Annotated in this window: 17 protein-coding genes; 10 read left to right on the top strand and 7 right to left on the bottom strand. The window is 59.9% G+C overall.

The window, feature by feature from the left end:
• Nucleotides 1–22: 22 nt before the first annotated feature.
• Complete coding sequence (locus tag GSF67_RS03585; protein ID WP_006311491.1) at nt 23–1,039, top strand: zinc-binding alcohol dehydrogenase family protein; 1,017 nt, start codon at nt 23–25, stop codon at nt 1,037–1,039.
• Between the two features lie 85 nt (nt 1,040–1,124).
• Here the strand turns inward: GSF67_RS03585 and GSF67_RS03580 are convergent, their stop codons facing one another.
• The 3 genes from GSF67_RS03580 to GSF67_RS03570 all read right to left on the bottom strand — a co-directional run bounded on the left by GSF67_RS03580 (nt 1,125) and on the right by GSF67_RS03570 (nt 4,910).
• Nucleotides 1,125–1,868, bottom strand: coding sequence for a pentapeptide repeat-containing protein (locus GSF67_RS03580; RefSeq protein WP_006311490.1), 744 nt, complete (start codon nt 1,866–1,868; stop codon nt 1,125–1,127).
• A 445-nt stretch (nt 1,869–2,313) separates the two neighbouring features.
• A complete protein-coding gene (locus tag GSF67_RS03575; RefSeq protein ID WP_006311489.1) occupies nt 2,314–3,978 on the bottom strand; it encodes an electron transfer flavoprotein-ubiquinone oxidoreductase in 1,665 nt (554 codons plus the stop codon).
• 350 nt (nt 3,979–4,328) lie between these two features.
• Nucleotides 4,329–4,910: a TetR/AcrR family transcriptional regulator gene (locus GSF67_RS03570; protein WP_006311488.1), complete on the bottom strand. Its 582-nt coding sequence runs from the start codon at nt 4,908–4,910 to the stop codon at nt 4,329–4,331.
• Nucleotides 4,911–5,016: 106 nt separating this feature from the next.
• Here GSF67_RS03570 and GSF67_RS03565 point away from each other — a divergent pair, with 106 nt between their 5' ends.
• Nucleotides 5,017–5,886 (top strand): DMT family transporter, encoded by an 870-nt coding sequence (locus GSF67_RS03565; RefSeq protein ID WP_035214817.1) that lies wholly within the window; start codon nt 5,017–5,019, stop codon nt 5,884–5,886.
• 34 nt (nt 5,887–5,920) lie between these two features.
• Here the strand turns inward: GSF67_RS03565 and GSF67_RS03560 are convergent, their stop codons facing one another.
• Nucleotides 5,921–6,841 carry a cation diffusion facilitator family transporter gene (locus tag GSF67_RS03560; protein WP_006311486.1) on the bottom strand — a complete coding sequence of 307 codons (921 nt, stop codon included), beginning with the start codon at nt 6,839–6,841 and terminating at the stop codon, nt 5,921–5,923.
• 181 nt (nt 6,842–7,022) lie between these two features.
• On the opposite strand from GSF67_RS03560, the gene GSF67_RS03555 reads away from it, so the two are divergent.
• Complete coding sequence (locus tag GSF67_RS03555; RefSeq protein WP_006311484.1) at nt 7,023–7,811, top strand: SDR family oxidoreductase; 789 nt, start codon at nt 7,023–7,025, stop codon at nt 7,809–7,811.
• Between the two features lie 21 nt (nt 7,812–7,832).
• Here GSF67_RS03555 and GSF67_RS03550 read toward each other — a convergent pair whose 3' ends face one another.
• Nucleotides 7,833–8,810: a sensor domain-containing diguanylate cyclase gene (locus GSF67_RS03550; protein ID WP_006311483.1), complete on the bottom strand. Its 978-nt coding sequence runs from the start codon at nt 8,808–8,810 to the stop codon at nt 7,833–7,835.
• A gap of 411 nt (nt 8,811–9,221) precedes the next feature.
• On the opposite strand from GSF67_RS03550, the gene GSF67_RS03545 reads away from it, so the two are divergent.
• From GSF67_RS03545 to GSF67_RS03535, 3 genes are all read left to right on the top strand, one after another.
• Nucleotides 9,222–10,520: an Hsp70 family protein gene (locus GSF67_RS03545; protein ID WP_035214822.1), complete on the top strand. Its 1,299-nt coding sequence runs from the start codon at nt 9,222–9,224 to the stop codon at nt 10,518–10,520.
• A gap of 43 nt (nt 10,521–10,563) precedes the next feature.
• Nucleotides 10,564–11,463 carry a uracil-DNA glycosylase family protein gene (locus tag GSF67_RS03540; RefSeq protein ID WP_006311480.1) on the top strand — a complete coding sequence of 300 codons (900 nt, stop codon included), beginning with the start codon at nt 10,564–10,566 and terminating at the stop codon, nt 11,461–11,463.
• Nucleotides 11,464–11,615: 152 nt separating this feature from the next.
• On the top strand, nt 11,616–11,807 hold the full coding sequence (locus tag GSF67_RS03535; protein ID WP_003509784.1) for a hypothetical protein: 192 nt from the start codon (nt 11,616–11,618) through the stop codon (nt 11,805–11,807).
• A 189-nt stretch (nt 11,808–11,996) separates the two neighbouring features.
• On the opposite strand, the gene GSF67_RS03530 is transcribed toward GSF67_RS03535, so the two are convergent.
• Nucleotides 11,997–12,932 carry a DMT family transporter gene (locus tag GSF67_RS03530; RefSeq protein ID WP_006311477.1) on the bottom strand — a complete coding sequence of 312 codons (936 nt, stop codon included), beginning with the start codon at nt 12,930–12,932 and terminating at the stop codon, nt 11,997–11,999.
• 462 nt (nt 12,933–13,394) lie between these two features.
• Between GSF67_RS03530 and pepN the strand changes: the two genes are divergently transcribed.
• The 3 genes from pepN to GSF67_RS03515 all read left to right on the top strand — a co-directional run bounded on the left by pepN (nt 13,395) and on the right by GSF67_RS03515 (nt 19,064).
• Complete coding sequence (gene pepN, locus GSF67_RS03525; protein WP_006311476.1) at nt 13,395–16,043, top strand: aminopeptidase N; 2,649 nt, start codon at nt 13,395–13,397, stop codon at nt 16,041–16,043.
• 137 nt (nt 16,044–16,180) lie between these two features.
• Entirely contained in the window at nt 16,181–16,501 is a 321-nt protein-coding gene (locus tag GSF67_RS03520; RefSeq protein WP_035214821.1) for a carboxymuconolactone decarboxylase family protein, read from the top strand.
• Between the two features lie 226 nt (nt 16,502–16,727).
• Nucleotides 16,728–19,064, top strand: a complete 2,337-nt coding sequence (locus GSF67_RS03515; RefSeq protein WP_006311474.1) for a PAS domain-containing sensor histidine kinase — start codon at nt 16,728–16,730, stop codon at nt 19,062–19,064.
• Nucleotides 19,065–19,283: 219 nt separating this feature from the next.
• Here the strand turns inward: GSF67_RS03515 and GSF67_RS03510 are convergent, their stop codons facing one another.
• Entirely contained in the window at nt 19,284–22,250 is a 2,967-nt protein-coding gene (locus GSF67_RS03510) for a bifunctional [glutamine synthetase] adenylyltransferase/[glutamine synthetase]-adenylyl-L-tyrosine phosphorylase (protein WP_006311314.1), read from the bottom strand.
• Nucleotides 22,251–22,467: 217 nt separating this feature from the next.
• Here GSF67_RS03510 and GSF67_RS03505 point away from each other — a divergent pair, with 217 nt between their 5' ends.
• The gene (locus tag GSF67_RS03505) at nt 22,468–23,328 is read left to right on the top strand and encodes a MipA/OmpV family protein (RefSeq protein ID WP_006311313.1); all 861 of its coding nucleotides are present in this window, start codon (nt 22,468–22,470) and stop codon (nt 23,326–23,328) included.
• Nucleotides 23,329–23,350 lie beyond the last annotated feature (22 nt).

The following is a 23,350-nucleotide window of genomic DNA, read 5'->3' as shown; positions in this document are numbered from 1 at the left end:
AAACAAGCAAAGGAGACTGTTCATGCGCGCCATCGGTTACAAAACCAGCCAGCCCATCACCGCGGCGGATGCCCTCATCGACATCGATCTGGCCCAGCCGGAAGCCAAGGGGCACGACATTCTGGTGGAGGTGAAGGCGGTTTCGGTGAACCCTGTGGACACCAAAGTGCGCCGCAACCAGTCGCCGGAAAATGGCGCCACCCGCGTGCTGGGTTTCGACGCTTCGGGTGTGGTGAAGGCCGTCGGCGACAGGGTCTCGCTGTTCAAGCCGGGCGACGAGGTGTTTTACGCCGGTGTCATCAACCGTCCGGGCTCCAACAGCGAATTCCATCTGGTCGATGAGCGCATCGTCGGCGCAAAGCCGAAATCACTCAATTTCGAGGAGGCCGCCGCCCTGCCGCTGACAGCGATCACCGCTTACGAGACTCTGTTCGACCGGCTGCGGGTGAAGGAGCCGGTTCCGGGTGCTGCCAATGCCGTTCTTGTCATCGGCGGTGCTGGCGGCGTCGGTTCTATCGCCATCCAGCTTCTGCGTGCCCTGACGGATCTCACCGTCATCGCCACGGCATCGCGGCCGGAAACCATGGAGTGGGTGAAGGAACTCGGCGCGCATCATGTCGTGGATCACGGCAAGCCGATCGCACCGCAGGTGGAAGCGCTTGGTCTCGGCGCGCCGGGCTTCGTATTCTCGACCACCCATAGTGATATCCATGCCGCCGACAGCGTGGCGACGATTGCGCCGCAGGGCCGTTTTGCGCTAATCGACGATCCGGCCGGCGGTTTCGACGTCATGGCCTTCAAGCGCAAATGCGTGTCGATCCATTGGGAAATGATGTTCGCCCGCGCGGTTTTCGAGACACCTGACATGATCGAGCAGCACAAATTGCTCAATCACGTCGCGGAACTGGTCGATGCCGGCAAGATCAGGACGACGCTGACCGAGGTTTTCGGCACCATCAATGCCGCAAACCTCATCAAGGCGCATGCCCTGATCGAGAGCAACACGGCCAAGGGCAAGATCGTGCTTTCGGGCTTCTGATCGACGGCGAGGCATCCGCATCGCGTACGTCTTTGCCCCTTAAGGAGATATCCGTGCCGCGCGCGAAAACCGCGCGGCCGTTCCATCAATCATCGTCAGGATCTTCCGGGCACGGCCAGGAGGCCGGCGCGGTGAGGCCATTCGGCAATTTGGTCTTGGCGTCGCCACAGGCAATGTCGATCTGTTTCTGGTCGAGGCCGGTGGCCGTGGAGAGATCGACACCTTCGATGCGGGTGAGCAGCAGGAAGGCGCTGGTGAAATCCACCGGACCGCCAAGCGTGGCACCGCCGAAGCGGGCACGCGACAGGTTGGTCAGGGAAAATTTCGAGCCGTTCAGCGAGGCACCCTCGAAATCGGCACGCCCGAGCTCGGCCTTGGTGAAATCCGTACCGTCGAGCTTGGTCTTCTCGAATTTGGTTCGCTGCATTTCTGCATTGACGAATTTGGCGTTGGTGGCGTCGGCAGCGGAAAAATCGCTGCGATAGGCTTCCACCTTGGTCAGATTGGCGCCCTGCAGGTTCGCCTCGCCCAGCGCCGTACGGATGAGCTTGGCCTTTTCGAGATTGGCCCCCTTCAGCGAAGAGCCGCGCAGGTCGGTATAGGTGAAATCCGTGCCGTAAAGCATCGCCGAATCGAGATTGCTGCTGCCGAGCATCAACATGCGCTTGTTGCATTCGCGCCAGTCGATGCCGGCCATCGCATCGGTGCGGCAGCTGGCTGCCATCAAAGGGCCACCACTCAGTGAAACGACTGCCAAAACCATCCCCGCCGCCACAGCAGCGCCAAAACGCGTCTTTCCTACGATATTCAGCCTTTGAAAGCCGGACATTCTTTCACTCCCTGTCGCCGGGCGACGGCGCAAACGCAACAGCTCTTGAGCCGAACCGGGACCATATGCACATTCAAGGCGTTACCGCATTATCGCCCCGCAATCCACGGGCCGGATGACGTTACAACACCCCAACATCCTATATGTAAGAAATCGAAGAGCAATCCACAAATACTGAGGGAAAAGAGGCAATGGTCGCTACTGTTGCGTCATGGCGGACGCGAGCGGCGGCGAGGACTTATTGCGTCTATGTTGTTGGAATGAGTTTTTGCAGGCGGAAACGGCACGCTCCGCAGAGGCCGTCCATTCGGTCACGCGCGCGGTCCGAACAAATTCGACATCATCCTCGGGCCTGTCCCGAGGATTCGTCCAAATATCGTAAAATCATCCGTTGCAGATACTCGGGACAAGCCCGAGCATGACGAAGAGGGATACCCTCACCCCATCACATATTGGCGTAAACCGGCCCCTCGCCGCCCTGCGGCGGCACCCAGTTGATGTTCTGGTTGGGGTCCTTGATATCGCAGGTCTTGCAGTGCACGCAGTTCTGGGCGTTGATGACGTAAACTTCCTCGCCATCCTTCTCCACCCACTCATAAACGCCGGCCGGACAGTAGCGCGTCGAGGGGCCGGCATAGACGTCGTGTTCGGAGCGCTTCTGCAGCTCCATGTCCTTCACCTGAAGATGCACCGGCTGGTCCTCCTCATGGTTGGTGGAGGACAGGAACACGGACGACAGCCGGTCGAAGGTCAGAACGCCATCCGGCTTCGGATAGGCGATCGGCTTGTGCTTTGACGCCGGTTCGAGGCTTTGCGCATCCGTCTTGCCGTGGTTCAGCGTGCCGAAGAAGGAAAAGCCGAACAGCTGGTTGGTCCACATGTCGAGACCGCCGAGGCCAACGCCGACCAGCGTGCCGAATTTCGACCACAGCGGCTTGACGTTGCGCACCCGCTTGAGATCCTTGCCGATATCGCCGTCGCGCCATTCGGCTTCGATCTCGACTACCTCGTCATGGGCGCGGCCTGCTGAGAGGGCTGCGGCGATCTTTTCCGCCGCCAGCATGCCCGAAAGCACCGCATTATGGCTGCCCTTGATGCGCGGAACGTTGACGAAACCGGCGGAACAGCCGATCAGCGCGCCGCCGGGGAAGGTGAGCTTCGGCACCGACTGATAACCGCCCTCGGTAATCGCGCGCGCGCCATAGGAGATGCGCTTGCCGCCCTCGAAGGTATCGCGGATCGCCGGATGGGTCTTGAAGCGCTGGAATTCCTCGAAGGGATAAAGATAGGGGTTCTTGTAATTGAGGTGGACGACGAAGCCGACGGCGACGAGATTATCCTCGAGATGATAGAGGAATGAACCGCCGCCGGTCTTGAAACCGAGCGGCCAGCCGAAGGAATGCTGCACGAGGCCCTGTTTGTGGTGTTCCGGCTTGACCTGCCAGAGTTCCTTGATGCCGATGCCGAATTTCTGCGGCTCCCGATCCTTCGACAGGTCGAATTTGGAAATCAGCTGCTTGGCAAGCGAACCACGCACACCTTCTCCAACAAGCACATACTTGCCGTGCAGCTCCATGCCGCGGGTGAAGGCGGGGCCGGGCTCGCCATTCTTCTCGACGCCCATATCACCGGTGGCGACGCCGATGACGGCACCTTCGTCATTGTAGAGCACTTCGGTGGCGGCAAAGCCCGGATAGATCTCGACGCCGAGCGCTTCCGCCTTTTCCGCCAGCCAGCGACAGACGAGGCCAAGCGAGACGATGTAATTGCCATGATTGTTCATCAGCGGCGGCATCATGAAATTCGGCAGGCGGATGGAGCCGGCCGGGCCTAAGAACATGAACTGGTCGTCCTTGACCTCGGTCTTGAAGGGATGTCCCTCCTCTTTCCGCCAGCCGGGCAGCAGCCGATCGATGCCGATGGGATCGATCACGGCACCCGAGAGAATATGCGCGCCAACTTCCGCGCCTTTTTCCAGAACGACGACCGAAAGCTCCGGCTCGACCTGCTTCAGCCGGATCGCCGCGCTGAGACCCGCAGGACCCGCGCCAACGATCACAACGTCGAATTCCATCGCTTCGCGTTCGGGCAGTTCCATCGCTTCCGTCATCTTGTCCTCTCAGATCGCCGGTCCCATCCGGCTGTTGTTATCGTTTTTCGTACCGCCGAGTCGCACAGCCTGCGCCAGACAAAAAGCCCATCCGCGACACCGCAGCGATCGGCACCTGTCTTCGCAAAGCAAGACGCCTTTGTCGAGCGTCTATAATGCCAAATCAGGTCGTACGCCAGTCAATTGTCAGACAACCTGATGAATACGGATTACTTTTACGTGCACGTAATAAAAAGAATAGGCTCCGCCCCTTCGGCCGTCAAGTATGATTGGTTTAACGTCTCGAAACGAGAGATCGCAAAAGCACGTTTTCGATCCTGGAGTTATGCACCATCTTGAATAATGTCAGCCTAACGGCCGTCTTCAGAAACCACGCGGCCATTGTGATGCATGTTCGCTATCAGCCTTTGTAAGCCTTTGATTCGAAACCGGGTGAACGCGGCTATATCGCCCGTGGCTTTCACGCGAATAAGCGCACCCTCGTAGGCCTCGATGATACAAGCGCAAAGATCCGAAACATCCTCATCGCCGGCAATATCGTCTTCATATTGGGCTTGGGTGAGCAGTTCGCGAATACTCGTCTCCCATCGCCCGAATGAAATAGCAAGCGCGTCCCGAACCAGAGCGCTACGGCCGGCGGAAGTCTGCGCAATGACGCCGTAAAGGCAGCCTGCATAAGGCCCGTCTTGCTTAAGTTCCAGTTCCAGCGTTTCAAAATATACCGATAGGCGCTGCAACGCGCGCAACGATGTATCCGAAAAAAGTCGCTCCCTGATATGCGCATACTTTTGCTCGTAGGCATCGATGACCGCCACCACGAAGTCGTCCTTGCTCGCAAAGAAGTAATAGAACGACCCTTTTGGGACATCCACTTCCTTCAGGATCGGGCCGATCCCCACGCCCTCATACCCGTAAGCGAGCAGCTGGCGCATTCCCTCCGAAATGAGACGCGTGCGCGTCGCAGATTGACCACTCATAACTAGACCGATCGTCTACATTGCTGATTATACATACTTCCCTCCTTGGAGCGATGCCTATATGAGTCTAGCACATGAACGTTCTAGTGGCATATATCTTGTAGCAGCCTCGGCAGTTTTATGGAGCACGGCTGGGCTTTTCGTCCGAATGGCGGATATGGATATGTGGTCGATGGTGGCGTGGCGTTCTGCCTTCACCTTTTTGGCTCTTGGGGCGTTTTTTCTGCTTCGAAATAGATTTGCCAGACAACGGTCGTCGATGTCATTCGGTTTCCCCGGCATTGCTGGATGCTTGGTGTCTGCGATCGCGGCGATTACATATATCGCGTCCCTGCGATGGACGACCGTCGCCAACGTGATGACGATCTATGCGACACTCCCATTTATTGTGGCCGGCATCGCATTTGTGTGCTTGCGGGATCGGGTTACCTACCGTTTCGTCATCGCTGGCTGCGTGGCTTTCGTCGGAGTATTGATTTCGGTTGGCGCGGCAGTATCGCACCAAGACATGCTCGGTATCTTTGCCGCCTTCATCATGACCACGGGATGTGCCACGCAAATCGTTATCGCGAAGCGCTTTCCGGACATGGACACCACCCTGATGACCGCTCTTGCAGCCCTGATCTGCATTTGCGTCGCGCTGCCGCTGATGCAATTTGAGATACCCGCTCCGACGCAGATCATCGCCTGCGCACTTTACGGCGTCCTCACCACGGCACTCGGCTATATATTCCTGCTCCAAGGATCCCGGCGCATAAACGCCGGCGAGGCCGGATTAATTTCCATGCTGGATGTTATTCTCGGACCAGTATGGGTCTGGCTATTTTACAATGAAGTCATATCGCCCATCGTCCTGACGGGAGGCGGCATCGTGATAATGTCTGTAGCCTGGTATTTGGCGGGAGATCGCAGAGCCGCTACAGCACCGTGAAATACAGTTCTACTGAGGCTGACGCACGGAGCATTCAAACTGCCCATTCCTCATCCGTCGTGAACACGATCGTCAGCCAGCGGTCACTCCCCTCGCCGCCGAGCGCATTGCCGATCTCGTCGCGGATCGCGTCCCACTCCTCCAGGCGCCGGGGCGGCCAGTTCTTCGGGACAATGAAGAAGAGCTCGATCTGCCGGCCGCGGCCGACACGGGCGACGTAGGAATAATGTGAGGTAAAGCCGAATTTCGTCACGATCTCAACTGCCACGCCGTCCACATGCTGCTTGAACTCCAGCGGCGTCACCAGAAGAATGTCGGCAAGCGCCTGTTTCACATTGCCGAGCGGCATGGGGATGATGACGAGGCAGACCAGCGCCAGCACGGCCGGGTCGATATAGGGCGCGAGCCAGGCTTGCGACGTGCCCGTGAGGCCGTAGCCGATGGCGAAGGCGACGAACAGCGCCATGCTCAGAAGCGCACTCATCAGCCAGCTTTTGGCATCCAGCGCCACGAAGGCGGATTTCAGCCTGCGGTTTTGCCGTTTGACGAACCATGCCATGGCGAGTGAGACGGTAAAGCTGACGAAAGTGACGATGATGGCGTAATCGAACTCGATCGAGCGTCCGCCATCCATGAGGCTATCGATGGCATTGATGAGCGCATAAATCGCCGCCCCCATCAACAGCGTGCCATTGAGGCCGAGCACCATCGGCTCCAGATGCCAGAACCCCATGGTGAAGCGTTCCACCAGGCGGCCGCCGGGTTTAGGTGTGGCGGAGGCGGCGATCAGCCGCGCGACAAGCAGTGCCAGCACCGTCATGAAAGCATCGGTGAGCGCATAAACACCGTCGAAAACAACCGCGAACGAGCCGGAAAACAGGCCCGCGCCAATGCCGAACAGCGCCAGGACAACCGTGACGGCAATGGAGAATTTCAGCAGGGATTGTTCTGTCATGACGTGTATTTGACCTTCAAAAGCAGAAACCGCCTTATAGAGGTTTTTCGCGTTTCTGCGCGTGGCGAAAAATCTCTAACTCTTTGTTTTGTCGCAATTCCGGACGGAAAACCGGGGTCCACTTTTCCTGGAAATGCTCTATAAACACCACATACGGCACTCACAAGACAGGACAAACTCCATGGATTTCGGCATTTCCGGCAAACGCGCCCTCGTTCTCGCCTCCTCTCGCGGCCTTGGGCTGGGCATTGCCACCGCGCTGGCGAAAGAGGGCGCAAACGTCCTTCTGGTTGGCCGAAGCGGTGAAAAGCTGGCGGAAAATTGCAAGGCGATCAATGCGCTCGGCAAGGGCAAGGCCGACTGGGTGTGGGGTGATCTTGCCGATGACAATTTCGTCGAATCCATGGTTCAGGCCGTCGAGGACAAGCTCGGCGGCATCGATATTCTCGTCAACAATACCGGTGGTCCGACGCCCGGCCTTGCGCAGGAAATGACGGTCGACAAGCTCGACACCTTCTTCCAGTCCATGGTGCTGCGGGTCATCACGCTGACCAACGCGCTGCTGCCGCAGATGAAGGAACAGGGTTTCGGCCGCATCCTCACCGTCGCCTCGTCAGGCGTGTTTGAACCGATCCCCAATCTCGCCCTTTCCAACACGCTGCGCGGTGCGCTTGTCGGCTGGAGCAAGACGCTGTCCTCGGAAGTGGCCTCCTTCGGCATCACCTCCAATCTGCTGCTGCCCGGCCGCATCCATACCGACCGCATCGACGAGCTGGATAGCGCCAATGCCAAGCGTCTCGGCAAGAGCATTGAGGAAGTGCGTGAGGCCTCCGTCAAGGGCATTCCGGCCGGCCGTCTCGGCACGGTGGAAGAATTCGCCGCCGCCGGCGCTTTCCTCTGCTCGGTGCCGGCGAGCTATATTACCGGCACGATGCTGCGGGTGGATGGTGGCGCCGCGAAGTCGAATTAAAGACTTCCGCCTCAAGGCCGATCAAGGAACCGTTGCGTAGATCACGTAACGGTTTCGCCCCGTATTCTTGGCTTCATAAAGCGCGGTATCGGCGTGGCGCAGCACCTCGCTGGCGCTTTCGCCGGGATTGGCATAGGCGATGCCGGCAGAGCAACTGTAACGGAAATCCGGCCTGTCCCCAAGAGGCGAAGCCTGCTCCAGCGATGACAAAAGCTGCCGCATCAGACTATCGGCGCTGTGCATCCGTGACCCGCTGAGGACCAGCAGAAACTCTTCTCCGCCGATCCTGCCAAGAAGATCATCACGGCCGGCGGTGGCGGAGAGCCGGGCCGCAAAATCTTTCAGCACGAGATCGCCATAGGCATGGCCGAAGCGGTCGTTGACACTCTTGAAGTGGTCGATATCCATGATGATGACGGCGAGCGCCTGCGCCTTGTTCGGTCCCAGCAGATGGTTGAGCGTATCCATCGCATAACGGCGGTTTCCAAGTCCGGTCAGTTCGTCACTCAGCGCGGATTTGAGCGCCCGGTCCCGCTCCTGGCGCAGATCGCGCAATTCGATACCGAGTTCAGACACGTCGGTGATGACGCACAACATCCAGCCGCCCGGCAACGTCGTTTCGGTCGTCAGCATCCACCGACCGTCCTTCAGGCTGGTTTCGATGGTGCGAAACGGCAATTTGCCACGCCGCGTCTTTGCCGAGCGCAGCCACAATTCGAAATCCGAAGTCTCTATGCTCGTGCCGGTGGCGGTACGATAGCCGCTGCGCATCATATCCACCCAGCTGGGAAATTCATGGCGTCCTATGCCGAGCGCAGCGCGGAAGGCGCTGTTGGCGAAACGAAGCTCATCATTACCGTCAAATAGCGCGTAGCCTTGTTGCGACGCCTCCATGAGGGTCATGAGCTGGTGGATGAAAACGTCCATATCACCCTGAACGATACCGCTGTCGTCAGGCGTCGCGTCGTCCAATACGTATTGGCTGATCTTATAGGGCATCGAATTTCCACGGCTACGAAAACGACAGGCGACCAAATAAACTGCGCCAGAAAAACATGCCATTATTGAATAAAATATTTATTTCACATAACAAATTAGCATCGTTTCGTGCCTCTTACTTGATGTGACGACCTTAGCAGCGAATCCCTAAAGTTATTTTCCAAAACTACCGTGTTGTTTCATCATGGAATAATCGTTCTGTTTACCATGCGCCGTGACGGTGCCGTCCCTTTTCAAAAGCCAAAGACGCGCGGCACAGGGCGCAAAAACAATAGGCGGCGCTTGCCATTCCATCGGCCTTGTGCAATCAACCGCCCTCCTCTGACATCGGGGTGCCAAGGGCATCCCTTATCTTCACGCCGGGCCGCCCAAGGGCCGGGCGGGTTCTTCTATCGGCACAAGGATATGGCGATGACGCAAAAGCGGGCTCTCGGCCTCGATTTCGGCACGACCAACACGGTCATGGCTCTTTCCGACACTGGCAGCGCAAGCCATTCCATGCGCTTCACCAGCAGCGCGGGCACGGATGACAGCATGCGCACGGCGCTCTCTTTCATGAAGGATGCCGGCCTGGGTGCGGCCGCCCTGCATGTGGAGGCGGGACAAGCCGCCATCCGGCAATTCATCGACAATGCCGGCGACTGTCGTTTCCTGCAGTCGATCAAGACATTTGCGGCCTCGCCGCTGTTTCAGGGCACGCTGATCTTCGCCAAGCGCCAGAGCTTCGAAGACCTGATGGAGGTGTTCCTGCGCAAGCTGAAGACCTATGCGGGGTCCGAATGGCCGGGCGATGTGTCGACCGTCATCGCCGGCCGGCCGGTGCGTTTTGCCGGCAGTAATCCGGACGAAACGCTGGCGCTTGCCCGTTACAACGAAGCGCTCACCCGGGCCGGCTTCCCGGAAATCCATTATGTCTACGAGCCGGTGGCGGCCGCCTATTATTTTGCCCAGAGCCTGAAGAAGGACGCCAATGTGCTGGTGGCGGATTTCGGCGGTGGCACGACGGACTATTCGCTGATCCGGTTCGAAACCCATGCCGGCAAGCTTTCCGCCACCCCCATCGGCCATTCCGGCGTCGGCGTGGCGGGCGATCATTTCGACTTCCGCATGATCGACAATCTGGTCTCGCCTGAGATCGGCAAGGGCAGCAAGTTCAAAAGCTTCGACAAGGTGCTGGACGTGCCTTCGGGTTATTACGTGAACTTCGGCCGCTGGAACCAGCTGTCGATCTTCAAGACCTCCAAGGAATTCACCGACCTCAAATCGCTGGTGCGCTCGGCGCTGGAGCCGGACAAGCTGGAACTCTTCATCGATCTCGTCGAGCATGACGAAGGTTACCCGCTCTATCAGGCGATCTCCGCCACCAAGATGGCGCTGTCGTCTGCCGAAGAGGCGGAATTCAACTTCTCGCCGCTCGGCAAGGCCGGACGCAAGATGGTGAAACGCAGCGATTTCAACAACTGGATCGCCGACGATCTGGCCAAGATAGAGGGTGCGCTGGACGAGGTTCTGGAGAAGACGAAAGTTGCACCAGAGGCGATCGACAAGGTGTTCCTCACCGGCGGCACCTCCTTCGTGCCGGCGGTGCGGGAGCTTTTCACCCGCCGTTTCGATGCAGACCGGATCGAAAGCGGCGGTGAGCTGCTCTCGATCGCACATGGTCTCGCCATGATCGGCGAAAGCGGCGATATTCAGCGCTGGACAGCGTGATTTACGGGTTCCCCGGGCGGGGAACATGGGGTAATTTCCACCCATGATCGCCGCCCACGACCTTTCCCCGGCCGAACTTGCCGCCCTCCTGCATTTCCATGCGGATGCGGGCGTGGACTGGATGCTGGAAGAGGCGCCGGTCGACCGTTTCGCCGAATTTGCCGCCGCCCGTCCTGCCCGCCCGATGCCGGGACGGGAGCCGGGCCAGGACGCCGCCGCACCGGCTAGGCAGGCGCAGAGCCCGGCCGACCGCCGTACTGATGCGCCTCAACGGCAGGCGCCAGGCCGGAGCGGTGCATCGGCAGCCCCCGCCATCCAGCAGAATGTCGCCATACCGGACGAGCAGGCCGTGTCTGCCGCGCGTTTTGCGGCGGAAAGCGCGCGCTCGCTCGGCGAACTGAAAACTGCGCTTGAGGGTTTCAACGGCTGCAACCTCAAGAACAGCGCGCGCAATACGATTTTCAGCGAGGGCGATCCTGCCTCCGCCATCATGGTCATCGGCCCCATGCCTGACGCCGATGACGACCGCGAGGGCACGCCCTTTGCCGGCAAGACGGGGCTGCTGCTCGAGCGCATGCTGGCGGCCATCGGCCTTGAACGCAGCGCCATCATGATCGGCAATGTCGTGCCGTGGCGGCCGCCGGGTAATCGTCCGCCGACTCAGGCCGAGATGGATATCTGCCGCCCGTTCATCGAGCGCCAGATCGCACTGGCAGAGCCGAAACACCTGTTGCTTCTCGGCAACTTCACCGCACGTTTCTTCTTTGGCGGCACCGGCACCATCCATACGCTGCGCGGACAGTGGCGTGATGTCGCAGCCGGACACCTGATTCTGCCGGCGCTCGCGAGCCTGCACCCGCAGGAACTGTTGAACGCGCCAGCCAGCAAGTCCTTGGCCTGGCAGGATTTATTGGCTTTTCAGGCAAAGATCACTGAAGGCTGACTGCCTCATTCCTGATCAATGTAAATGAATTATGAAAAAAGCCATGCGCATTACGCATAACAGCGGCGCATTTGGCCGGCTTGCCGAATCCATGCTGCGCTGCGATATACCGAACGTGTCTTGGGAGGAATTCGGTTAAAGGAACCAAGGCAATGACCACTCGCTTCCGTCCGGTACATTCCGGCTTTGAAACGCTCCGCCTGGCGGGCCTCGGCCCTCGCTCCAGTCAGGGTTACCATCGTTTCGGCGCAGCCGCAAACGAACAGATGACCGCACGCGCTGCCATGCAGCAGGTCCGCGTGACGCGTCCCTCGGCAGTCTTTGCGGATTTCCGCGAGCGCTGAGAAGCACTCAGGCCAGTTTAACGCTGGTCCCTGGATATGATTGCGCGCTGGCGTCTTTCTTCGGGAAGGCGCCTTTTGCTTTTGCGCGTTTTGCTGAGAGAGGCAGCGAGGCTATGAACCTCGCCAAATACTCTGACGTCATCAACTTGAATACAATGCCACCAAGTATACGGCGGTGGAGAACACCCCTCACCCCTGCGGTGTCGATGCCTTGCGCGCCGCGCGTCTCGCCAGACCCAATTGATGCTCGCGGAAAATGATGAAGATGCCGGCGAGGACGACGATCGCGGTGCCGATCAGCATGGTAATGGTGGGAATATCTCCGAAAAGGATATAGGAAACCGCGATCCCGAAGACGATGGAGCTGTATTCGAAGGGCGCGATGACGGAGACTTCGGCGTGGCGATAACTTTCCGTCAGGAGAATCTGTGCAACGCCGCCGCAGATGCCGCTGGTGATCAACAGCATGGCCTGCGTCATCGTCAGCGCGCTCCAGCCGAGGGGCACGCTGATCAGCGATAACAATGTGGCGGTCAGCGAAAAATAGAGCACGATAGTCGGCGTCTTTTCCGTTTCCACCAGCTGCCGCACCTGGATCATCGCCAACCCGCCCAGCGCCGCGCCGCACAGCACGGCAATAGCGCCCAGCCCCTCGCCCGCGGCGAAGCCGCCTTCTCTCAAAAGTGTCATCTTCGGCCACAGAATGACCAGCACGCCCATCATGCCGACGAAGACCGCGCTCCAGCGATAGATGCGCACCTTCTCCCGCAGGATGAAGGCGGCGAAAACGACGGCAAGCAGCGGTGAAGCATAACCGATGGCGATGAATTCCGGCAGTGGCAGCATGGTCAGCCCGTAAAAACCGCAGACCATCGAAAGAATACCGAGAAAACCGCGTTTGAAATGGCCAAGAAGATTGTTGGTGTGCAGCGCGCTTGCCAGCGCATGCAGCCAGGCAAGATAAACGACAATGGGCAAAATGGCGAAAGCGGAGCGGAAGAAGGTGATCTGTCCGGCCGGCACATCGCCCGCGGCCTTGATACAGGTCTGCATGACCAGAAAAAAGCCAACCGAAATCAGCTTCAAGCTGATCCCGCGGAAGGGGCTCATCGGTTCGGCGTTCATTGGCAGTTACTCATATCGGCTGCGCAGACACGCCATCGGGAGGTTTTCATGCGGGGGAGACGACGCGGGGGAATTGGATTGGCGCGAGGCTAAAGCATTCCCCGGCCGCTTTACAACAAAAAATGTTATTTACCCATGAATTCGCTTGATCGGGTGTGCACGTAAACGCATCGACCGGCACCTGATCCAAGCTGGCGTGATGAACAAAAAATCAGCGCACAAGCGACACCGCTAAAATTTGAAGAAAATAAAATATAATTTCAGCAATCGTTCAACATTTGCTGCGATGGTCCTGATGTCCGGCGGCGGGAGGATCGTCTGCGGGGCCGGCAAAGCCTTCCATGGCGGGACAGAACGTCCTCCGATGCGCACATGAACGTGACGAATACTCCACCTATTTTACATCCGGGCCTTATGACGACATGATGCCGGGAGACCACGCCAAGTTATTCAGGGATAGTCATGCGAACAGACACGGGCCAGATCGTTCACCTGGCAGATTACCGCCCAACCGATTTCGTTCTGGAGCGAGTGGATCTCACCTTCGAACTCGACCCCAAGAATACCAAGGTCGAAGCCCGTCTGATCTTTCACCGCCGCGAGGGCGCAGACCAGCAGGCACCGCTGGTTCTCGATGGCGACGAGTTGACGCTTTCCGGCCTGCTGCTCGACCAGGTGGAGCTACCCGCCGGCCAATATGAGGCGACGCCCGATAGCCTGACCATCCGCGACCTGCCGGCCAAATCTCCCTTCGAGATCTGCGTCACCAATTACATCAACCCGCAGGTGAATACGCAGCTGATGGGGCTTTATCGCACCAATGGCGTCTATTGCACCCAATGCGAGGCGGAAGGTTTCCGCCGCATCACCTATTTCCCCGACCGCCCGGATGTTCTGGCGCCCTATACGGTGACGATCATCGCGGCGAAGGAAGGTAATCCGCTGCTGCTCTCGAACGGCAATTTCCTCGGCGGCGGCAACTACGACGAAGGCCGTCACTTCGCGGCCTGGTTCGATCCGCATCCGAAGCCTAGCTATCTCTTCGCACTGGTTGCCGGTGATCTCGGCGTGGTGGAAGACACGTTTACCACCATGTCCGGCCGCGATGTGGCGCTGAAGATTTACGTCGAACACGGCAAGGAGCCGCGCGCGGCCTATGCCATGGATGCGCTGAAACGTTCGATGAAATGGGACGAAGAGCGCTTCGGTCGCGAATACGACCTCGATATCTTCATGATCGTCGCCGTGTCCGATTTCAACATGGGCGCGATGGAGAACAAGGGTCTCAACGTCTTCAACGACAAATTCGTGCTCGCCGACCCGGAAACCGCCTCGGACGCGGATTACGCCAATATCGAGCGCATCATCGCGCATGAATATTTCCACAACTGGACGGGTAACCGCATCACCTGCCGCGACTGGTTCCAGCTCTGCCTGAAAGAAGGCCTGACGGTTTATCGCGATCAGGAATTTTCCGCCGACATGCGCTCGCGCCCGGTCAAGCGCATTGCCGATGTGCGCCATCTGAAATCGGAGCAGTTCCCGGAGGATTCCGGTCCGCTGGCGCATCCGCCGCGCCCGGACACCTATCGTGAAATCAACAATTTCTACACGACGACCGTGTACGAAAAGGGCGCCGAAGTCACCCGCATGATCGCCACCATTCTCGGCGCTGACGATTTCAAGAAGGGCATGGACCTCTATTTCGAGCGTCATGATGGCGAAGCGGCAACCGTCGAGGATTTCGTCAAGAGCTTCGCTGACGCCAGCGGCCGCGATCTGTCGCAGTTTTCGCTGTGGTACACGGAAGCCGGCACGCCGCTCGTCTCCGTCTCATGCGCTTATGATGCCGGCAATGCTGCCTTCAAGCTGACACTGGAACAGACCGTGGCGCCGACGCCCGGCCAGCCGGTGAAGCAGCCGCGCCACATTCCGCTATCGCTGGCGCTGATCCTCGATAATGGCCAGATCGCCGAACCGCAGGCCGTCGAAGGCGGCGAATATCGCGATGGTGTGCTGCATCTGACCGAACGCAACCAGACCTTCTCCTTCTCCGGCATTTCCTCGCGCCCGGTGCTGTCGATCAATCGCAGTTTCTCGGCGCCGATCAATCTGGATTTCGAACAGAATGCTGATGATCTGGTGCAGATCGCCCGGCATGAAACCGACATGTTCGCCCGTTTCCAGGCGCTGACCGATCTCGCCCTGCCGGCATTGATTGCCGCCACCAGGGCGGTGCAGAACGGCGAAGAAATCCGCACGGATGCAGATCTCTCCGCCACGCTTATCGAAATCATCGGCAACGACGCGCTTGAGCCCGCATTCCGGGCGCAGGCGCTGGCCCTGCCGAGCGAAACGGATATCGCCCGCGAACTCGGTGGCAACACCGATCCCGACGCCATCCACAAGGCACGCAATGCCACGATCGCGGCGATTGCCACGGCCGGCATCGAAACGCTACGGCGCCTTGCCGATGGTGCTGCCAATGGCGAGGCCTACAGTCCAGACGCCGACAGCGCCGGACGCCGTTCCTTGCGAAACGGCGCTCTGAGCTTCCTCGCTTTTGCCGAGGGAACACCGGAGCGGGCGGCGAAGGCCTATGCCGACGCCACCAACATGACCGATCTCGCACATGCGCTGAGTGTCCTGACCCAGCGTTTCCCTGACAGCGCCGAGACGAAGGAAGCCCTTGCCGCCTTCGAAACGCGCTTTGCCGACAATGCGCTCGTTCTCGACAAGTGGTTCTCGCTGCAGGCCGCCATTCCCGGCGACGGTGCGCTTGACCGCATCAAGACGCTGATGAAATCGAAACATTTCATCGCCACCAATCCGAACCGGGTGCGCTCGCTGGTCGGCACGCTCGCCTTCGCCAACCCCACCGGTTTCCACCGCGCGGATGGTGCGGCCTATCGCTTCCTGGCGGAGCAGATCATCGCTATCGACAAGCGCAATCCGCAGCTTGCCGCCCGCATTCTCACCTCCATGCGCTCCTGGCGGTCGCTGGAGGCAAGCCGTGCCGAACACGCGAAAGCCGCGCTTTCGACCATTGCCGAGGCAAAGGGCCTGTCGACGGATGTGAGCGATATTGTCGGACGCATCCTGAAGGGCTGAACATCCGCCGAAGCTGCGCTACCATTCTGATCCATGCCATGACGCCGTCTTGATTTCCATCAAGGCGGCGTCATGCATTGCGCGGCATCATGCTGTGCGAAGGGCCGAAGGCGCCCGCGATCAGAAAGGAATTGCAGATGACGGACATGTCGAGGACCAGCGCTTCGTTTCAGCGCTTCATGACCGATGCCCCGGCCCAGAAGGCGGCATGGTTTCAGGCCATTCAGGGTCTCGGTGCGGCCTCCACGCTGGATGTGAAAACGCAGAGCCTGATCTATATCGGCATTCTGGCCGCACTGCGCCTGGAAAGCGGCATCGGTTTTCATGTGATGGAAGCCAAGGCGCGCGGTGCAAGCCGCGAGGATATCATCAGCGCGGTTCTCACCGGCCTCCCCGCCGCCGGCAATGCCGTGATCGGCGCGCTCGGGCCTGCACTGGATGCTTTCGACGGCATTTGAGCGCGTCCCCGCCCCACCGGAATTGAGGTGTCGGCCCACTGTTTTTCTTCATGAATCCCGCTTTGCTCGAAGCCGGCACAGATTGTCCCGAAAAAATACGGAGTCGGTTCAAGGGGTTAAAATTCTTTTAACTTTTGCCTCTGGACACGGCGAATCGCATTTGATTCATTAGGGATATTCGAGCGGCGGCGCTTCGAATCAGTGGGGATATCTAAAAGGCGGGACAATGACGAACGTGCGGCGGGCGACTGCGGGCGATGAGCGGCCGTATGCCAAATTTTCTGATCTTGCGGCCTGGGGCGAAAGGCTTTCCAGCGACCTGATGGGTTTGATGAATGGCTCCGACCGCCCGATGCCGCAGGTCGAGACCCTGCTGAAACGCCTGATCCCCATTCTCATCCTCGCCTTCCTCGTCGTCGTCGCGGCCTCGCGCATGCTGGGCATCACCGCAGAATATGGCCGCATGGAAGAAGCCGCCCGCCACTCCACCGCGCTGACGGCGCTCACCGCCAAAGCGGCACTTCTCAACAATGATACGATCTTCACCGCGCAGGATCGCACCCGCGCCGAGGCGAGCCTTGTCGCCGCCTTGCCGTCGGGCAGTCTTGCCGATGGCACCATGGTGCTGCTCTCCGGCAGCAATGGCCGCATCTTCGCGGGCGCCGGCAAGGAAGCCTCGCTTTATGTCGGCACCTCGCTGCCGGCCCTTCTTCCCGAAATCGCCATCGTGCAGCGTTTCCCCGGTGCGCCCGGCACCATCGAGACCAATATAGACGGCCAGCAGCATTATGCGACGATGATCCCCTTCGGCGATGACGGCGCGATGGTGATCGCGGCGCGTTCGCTGCAGCCTATTCGCTCATTCTGGCGCAGCGAAATCGCCATGAATGTGACGCTGTTTGCCGGCATCTCCTCCATCCTGCTCGTCGTGCTCTATGCCTATTACATGCAGGTGAAGCGCGCCCGCGATGCCGACGACATCTTCGCCGAATCGAACCTGCGAGTCGAGACAGCGCTCTCGCGCGGCCGCTGCGGTCTGTGGGATTTCGATCTTTCCAGCCGGCGCATGTTCTGGTCCGGTTCGCTCTACGAAATTCTTGGGCTGCCGCCGAAGGCCGCACCGCTTTCCTTTTCCGACGCGGCCCGGATGATGCATTCCGAAGACGGCAACCTCTATGAACTGGCACGCGCTGTCGGCTGCGGTAACCTGCGCCAGATCGACCAGATTTTTCGCATGCGTCATTCCAAAGGGCACTATGTCTGGCTGCGGGCCCGCGCCCAGGTCATCCGCACCAATAACGGTCCACGCGTCATCGGCATCGCCATGGATGTCACCGAGCAGCATCGTCTTGCCCAGCGCTACGCAGAGGCCGATCAGCGCCTTGCTGACGCCATCGAATCCACCTCGGAAGCCTTCGTGCTATGGGACAAGAACGACCGCCTCGTAATGTGCAATATCCACTACCAGAAGGCCTATGGCCTACCGGACAGCGTGCTGGTGGCCGGTACGGAAAAGAGCACGGTCTACGCTGCCGCCGCACGCCCGGTCGTGGAACGGCGCGTCGCCGATCCGGATCAGTCCGGCCTGTCGCGCACAACGGAAGTGCAGCTTGCCGATGACCGTTGGCTGCAGATCAACGAACGCCGCACCCGCGATGGCGGCCTCGTCTCCGTCGGCACAGACATCACGCTTCTGAAGCGCCATCAGGAACGGCTGCGCGATTCCGAGCGACGGCTGATGGCTACCATCGGCGACCTCTCCGCCTCACAGCACAAGCTGGAGCGGCAGAAGACCGAGCTTTCGGACGCCAATGCCAATTACCTCGCCGAAAAAGAGCGCGCCCAGGCCGCCAACCGGGCGAAATCGGAATTCCTCGCCAATATGAGCCATGAGCTGCGCACGCCGCTCAACGCCATTCTCGGCTTCTCAGAAATCCTGCAAAACGAGATGTTCGGGCCGGTCGGCTCACCGAAATATTCCGAATATGCCCGCGACATCCATGACAGCGGCAAACACCTCTTGAACGTCATCAACGACATTCTCGACATGTCGAAGATCGAGGCGGGCCATATGCGCATCAACCGCGAGACCATCGATCTCGCACCGCTGATCGAGGAAACCCTGCGTCTGACTGCCATTCAGGCCGAACAGAAGAACATCACCGTGCAGCAGAAGGTGTGCGCCGGGTTGACGATGCAGGGCGACCGCCGGGCCATGAAGCAGATCATGCTCAACATTCTTTCAAACGCCGTGAAATTCACCGGCGATGGCGGCCGCATCGCGCTACGCACCCATGTGCATGAGGCGGCGATGATCCTCACCATCGCCGATACCGGCATCGGCATTCCGGCGCAGGCCTTGCAAAAGATCGGTCAGCCCTTTGAACAGGTGCAGAGCCAATATGCCAAGAGCCAGGGCGGCTCCGGCCTCGGACTTGCGATTTCCCGCTCGCTGGTGAAGCTGCATGGCGGCACGATGAAAATCCGCTCGTGTGAGGGCCGCGGTACGGTGGTGACGATCATTATTCCGCATGCGGCGGGGGTGTGTGGGACGGTGCATTGAAGCTTGGTGGGCGTGGTTTGCGCCCCTTTGCGTTGGCGAATGTGGTTTACCCCCCTCTGCCCTGCCGGGCATCTCCCCCTCAAGGGGGGAGATCAGCTAGAGGCTAGCGCTCACCCATTCGCGACGTAAGAGATGACCGAGAGGCTGCCCCATGTCGATCTCCCCCCTTGAGGGGGAGATGCCCGGCAGGGCAGAGGGGGTGAAGCCGCACCCGCCGAGCTACCCGCCATTCTTCACCACCGCCACAAAAGCCTTCCGCACCGCCTTCGATAACCGCTTAACCTCTCCCTCAAGCGTCGAGATATCAGGGCAATCCCCCGCCCGGCACACAAGATCGATCAATCCGGCCGGCGCTTCCTTCGGATTGAAGGCGCCATCGATACATAGCCGCACGATCTGCGAGATTTCCGTGTAGAGCCCCATCGCCGCCATGCAGTCGTCAAAGGCCTGGCGCTCCATCACGGGTGCGGCGAGCGCCTGTAGCGCTTCCGCCGTGTTGCGGCCCGGTTCGTGAACCGCTAGGCCCTTTACCGGCCCGATCAGCGCAAGATATTGGGCGATGAATTCGAGGTCGATCAGCCCACCATTGATGAGCTTGAAATCCCAGTTGTTTTCCGGCGGCTTTTCCTGCTCGATGAGGCTGCGCATGTCCAGCACGTCTGTGGAGACCTTGGCCACATCGCGCTTTTGCGAAAGGATGGAGGCGATGATGCTGCGGGCATCCTCCATCAGCGAAGCATCGCCGCAAATGAGGCGCGCGCGGGAGAGCGCCATGTGCTCCCAGGTCCAGGCTTCCTCGCGCTGGTATTTCTCGAAAGCGGAAATGCGGGTCGCCACCGGGCCTTTATTGCCGGAAGGGCGCAGCCGCATGTCGACCTCGTAGAGCACGCCTTCCGCCGTTGGGGCCGACAGGGCGGCGATCAGCCGCTGGGTGACGCGGGTGAAATAACGCACCACATCGAGCGGTTTGGCGCCGGTGGATTCCTGGGCGGTGTCGTCATAATCGTAAAGCAGGATGAGATCGACATCCGACCCCGCTGTCAGCTCGAAGGAGCCGAGCTTGCCCATGCCCATGACGGCCACGCGACCGCCGGGATAAGGCCCGTGCGCCGCCTCCATTTCCGAAAGCACCGCATTCAGCGCCGCCTCGATCACCAGATCAGCAAGATGGGTGAAGGCGCGGGCGGCGACCTCGCCGCGGATAGCGCCGGTCAGCAGCCTGACACCGATGAGGAACCGCTGTTCGGCGGCGAAAATGCGCAGCCGGTCGAGAATATCCTCGTAATGGCGGGCATTGGAGAGGAAATTGCCCATGCGGTGGGCGAGGTAGTCGCGGGTCGGCACGTCGCTCATCAGCGCCGGGTCGAGCATGCCATCAAACACATGCGGACGGGCGGCGATGATTTCCGCAAGACGCGGGGCCGAAGACATGATCGTCACCAGCAGCGACAGGAGTGCGGGGTTGTTGCCGAGCAGCGAGAAAAGCTGGATGCCCGCCGGCAGGCCCGAGAGGAAATTATCGAAGCGCAGCAGCGCCTCATCCGCCCGTTTGCTTTCGCCGAAAGCCCTGAGCAGATCAGGCGTCAGTTCCGTCAACCGCTCACGTGCCTCGACCGATTGTGTTGCCCGGTAACGGCCATTGTGCCAGGTGCGGATGACACGGGAAATATCCTCCGGCCGCTGAAAACCAAGCATGGAGAGCGTCTTCAGCGTATCGGGATCATCCTTCTGGCCGGTGAAGACCAGATTGCCGGCCTCTCCGGAAAGCTTCGTTTCCTGCTCGAACAGCGCCGAATAACGGCGCTCCACCAGCCGCAGCACCTCTTCCAGCTTTTCCGAAAAAGCCTTGGTGTCTTCAAAACCGAGCATGAAGGCGATGCGCTTCAATTCGGCCTCGGTGTCTGGCAGCACATGGGTCTGCTCGTCGCGCACCATCTGGATGCGGTGCTCCACCTCGCGCAGGAACCAATAGGCTTCCGTCAGGCTGTCGCGCGTTTCGGCGTCGATCCATTTCGCCTCGGTCAGCGCGGCCAGCGCCTCCTCGGTCGCGCGCACGCGCAGCGGCGGCATGCGGCCGCCGGCGATGAGTTGCTGCGTCTGGGCAAAGAACTCAATCTCGCGGATGCCGCCGCGCCCGAGTTTGACATTGTGGCCCTTCACCGCAATGGCGCCATGGCCCTTATGCGCGTGGATCTGCCGCTTGATGGAGTGGATATCGGCAATCGCCGCATAATCGAGATATTTGCGGAAGATGAAGGGCGTCAGCTCGCGCAGGAAGCTCTCGCCCGCCTTGATATCACCGGCAACCGGCCGCGCCTTGATATAGGCGGCGCGTTCCCAGTTCTGACCCCTGCCCTCGTAATAAAGCAGCGCCGCTTCCACGGGGATGGCGAGCGGCGTCGAGCCGGGATCGGGCCGCAGCCGGAGATCCGTGCGAAAGACATAACCATCGGCCGTGCGCTCCTGCATGATGCGCACGAGGCGGCGCATCATGCGACCGAAATTCTCCGTCGCATCATAGGGATCGTCGATGATGCCCGCTGACGGTTCGAAGAAGACGACGGCATCGATATCGGAGGAGTAGTTGAGCTCGCGCGCGCCGAGCTTGCCCATGCCGAGCACGATCAGGCCGGAACCCTCGCTGGGTGCTGCAAGATTCTTCAGCTTCAGCTTGCCGCTCTCATGGGCTGAGAGCAGCAGGTGGTCGATCGCGGCAGAGAGCGATGCATCCGCCATCTCGCTCAGCCAGCGCGTCGTATCGCGGGCGGTGAAGATGCGGGCGAGATCGGCAAGGGCCGCGACAAAGGAAAGCCGCCGCTTGGCGATTCTCAGCCGTGACATCACTTCGTTTTCGACGGGCACGGCGTCCTCGGCAGGCTTCCAGCAATCGCGCGCGTCACGGACCAGATCAGTCAGCAGCGGCTCCAGCGGTTTCGAAATCGCCAGCGTCAGAAGCCCCTCATCCGCCGCCGCCATGTCGCGCAGATAGGGCGACAGGGTAAAAGCGGCGGCAATGAAATCCTTGAGCGGGCTTTCGCCGGCCAGCAGCGCGGCCACCGCCGGCTCAGCCTTGCCGATATCCTTCAGCGTCGAAAGAACGGATTTCAGTTCCGTCTGCGTATAGGGGCGGATCACGCCCGGCGGAACCTCGCTCAGCCGCCTCTCGACGGTTTCCCGTTTCGTCACTGTCTCTCTCCCTCTTCCGCCCGACCTGCCAAAGCCTGCCGGCGCGCCTCTCTGGCGTTGTAACAAATGCCGCGCGCTTTGCGACCAGAAAACCGCTGACGGCGATGTTTTACCAGGCCCGGCACCGCGTAATGTCTCCGCAATTGTGCCCGCGTAGCGTCATCCTCAACGAAACCCGACTCCCCGGTTTCCGAGGCTTGGTGCTGCAACGGATAGGATGATGAAAAAGATTTTTAAGGTGAAATTTCAGAAAAACCTGCGCGCTGCGGCACTCTGCCTTGCCGCGCTGCCGATGGTCGGGGCGCTCCATGCGCCGGCCTTCGCCGCCGATATCGGCAAATCGGACCGCATGGCCGAACCGGGCGCGGGTTTCGACAATGCCCGCTACAGCAACTCCAGCGAATGGAAAATCACGCTCGGCGTTGGCGCGGCCTATGCCCCGAAATATGAAGGTTCTGACAAGCTGAAAGTCGGCGCCGTGCCGCTGATTTCCGTGGCCTATGGGGATTTTCTCAACGTCGATTTCAGCGGCGCCACCGTCAATCTCCTCAACCAGAACGGTTTCAGGCTTGGCATCAAGGGTGGCTGGGAAGGTGGCCGCAAGGAAAAGGATGACCGGAAGAACCTGCGCGGTCTGGGCGACATCAAGGCAGGCGGCGTGGTCGGCGGCGTCATCGCCTATAGTGTCGAACCCTTCGAAATCTACGCCAAGGTGGACAAGACCATTGGCGGCAGCGAGGGCCTGACCGCAACGATCGGCGCGAGCGTTTCGCACAAGATCGACCAGTTCATCCTCGGCGCCGACCTCTCCGCCACCTGGGCCGACGACAACCACATGAAATCCTATTTTGGCGTCACCTCGGCACAATCCGCCCGCTCCGGCCTGCGCCGCTATGACGCGAAGGCCGGTTTCAAGCGCATCGATGCCACCGCTTCGATCTCCTACATGATGACCGAAAACTGGTCGGTGACGGGGATGGGTGGTGCCGGCTTCCTGATTGGCGACGCGAAGGACAGCCCCCTGTCGAAGAAGGACATCCAGCCCTTCGCCATGATCGGCATGTCCTACACGTTCTGAGCGGCAAAATCGGGCCATGCAC

This window comes from Agrobacterium sp. CGMCC 11546 (genome assembly GCF_013365515.1).
Lineage (GTDB): Bacteria > Pseudomonadota > Alphaproteobacteria > Rhizobiales > Rhizobiaceae > Agrobacterium > Agrobacterium fabrum.
The sequence above is the reverse complement of the archived record's forward strand: the minus strand, read 5'-3'. Positions and strand labels throughout refer to the sequence as shown.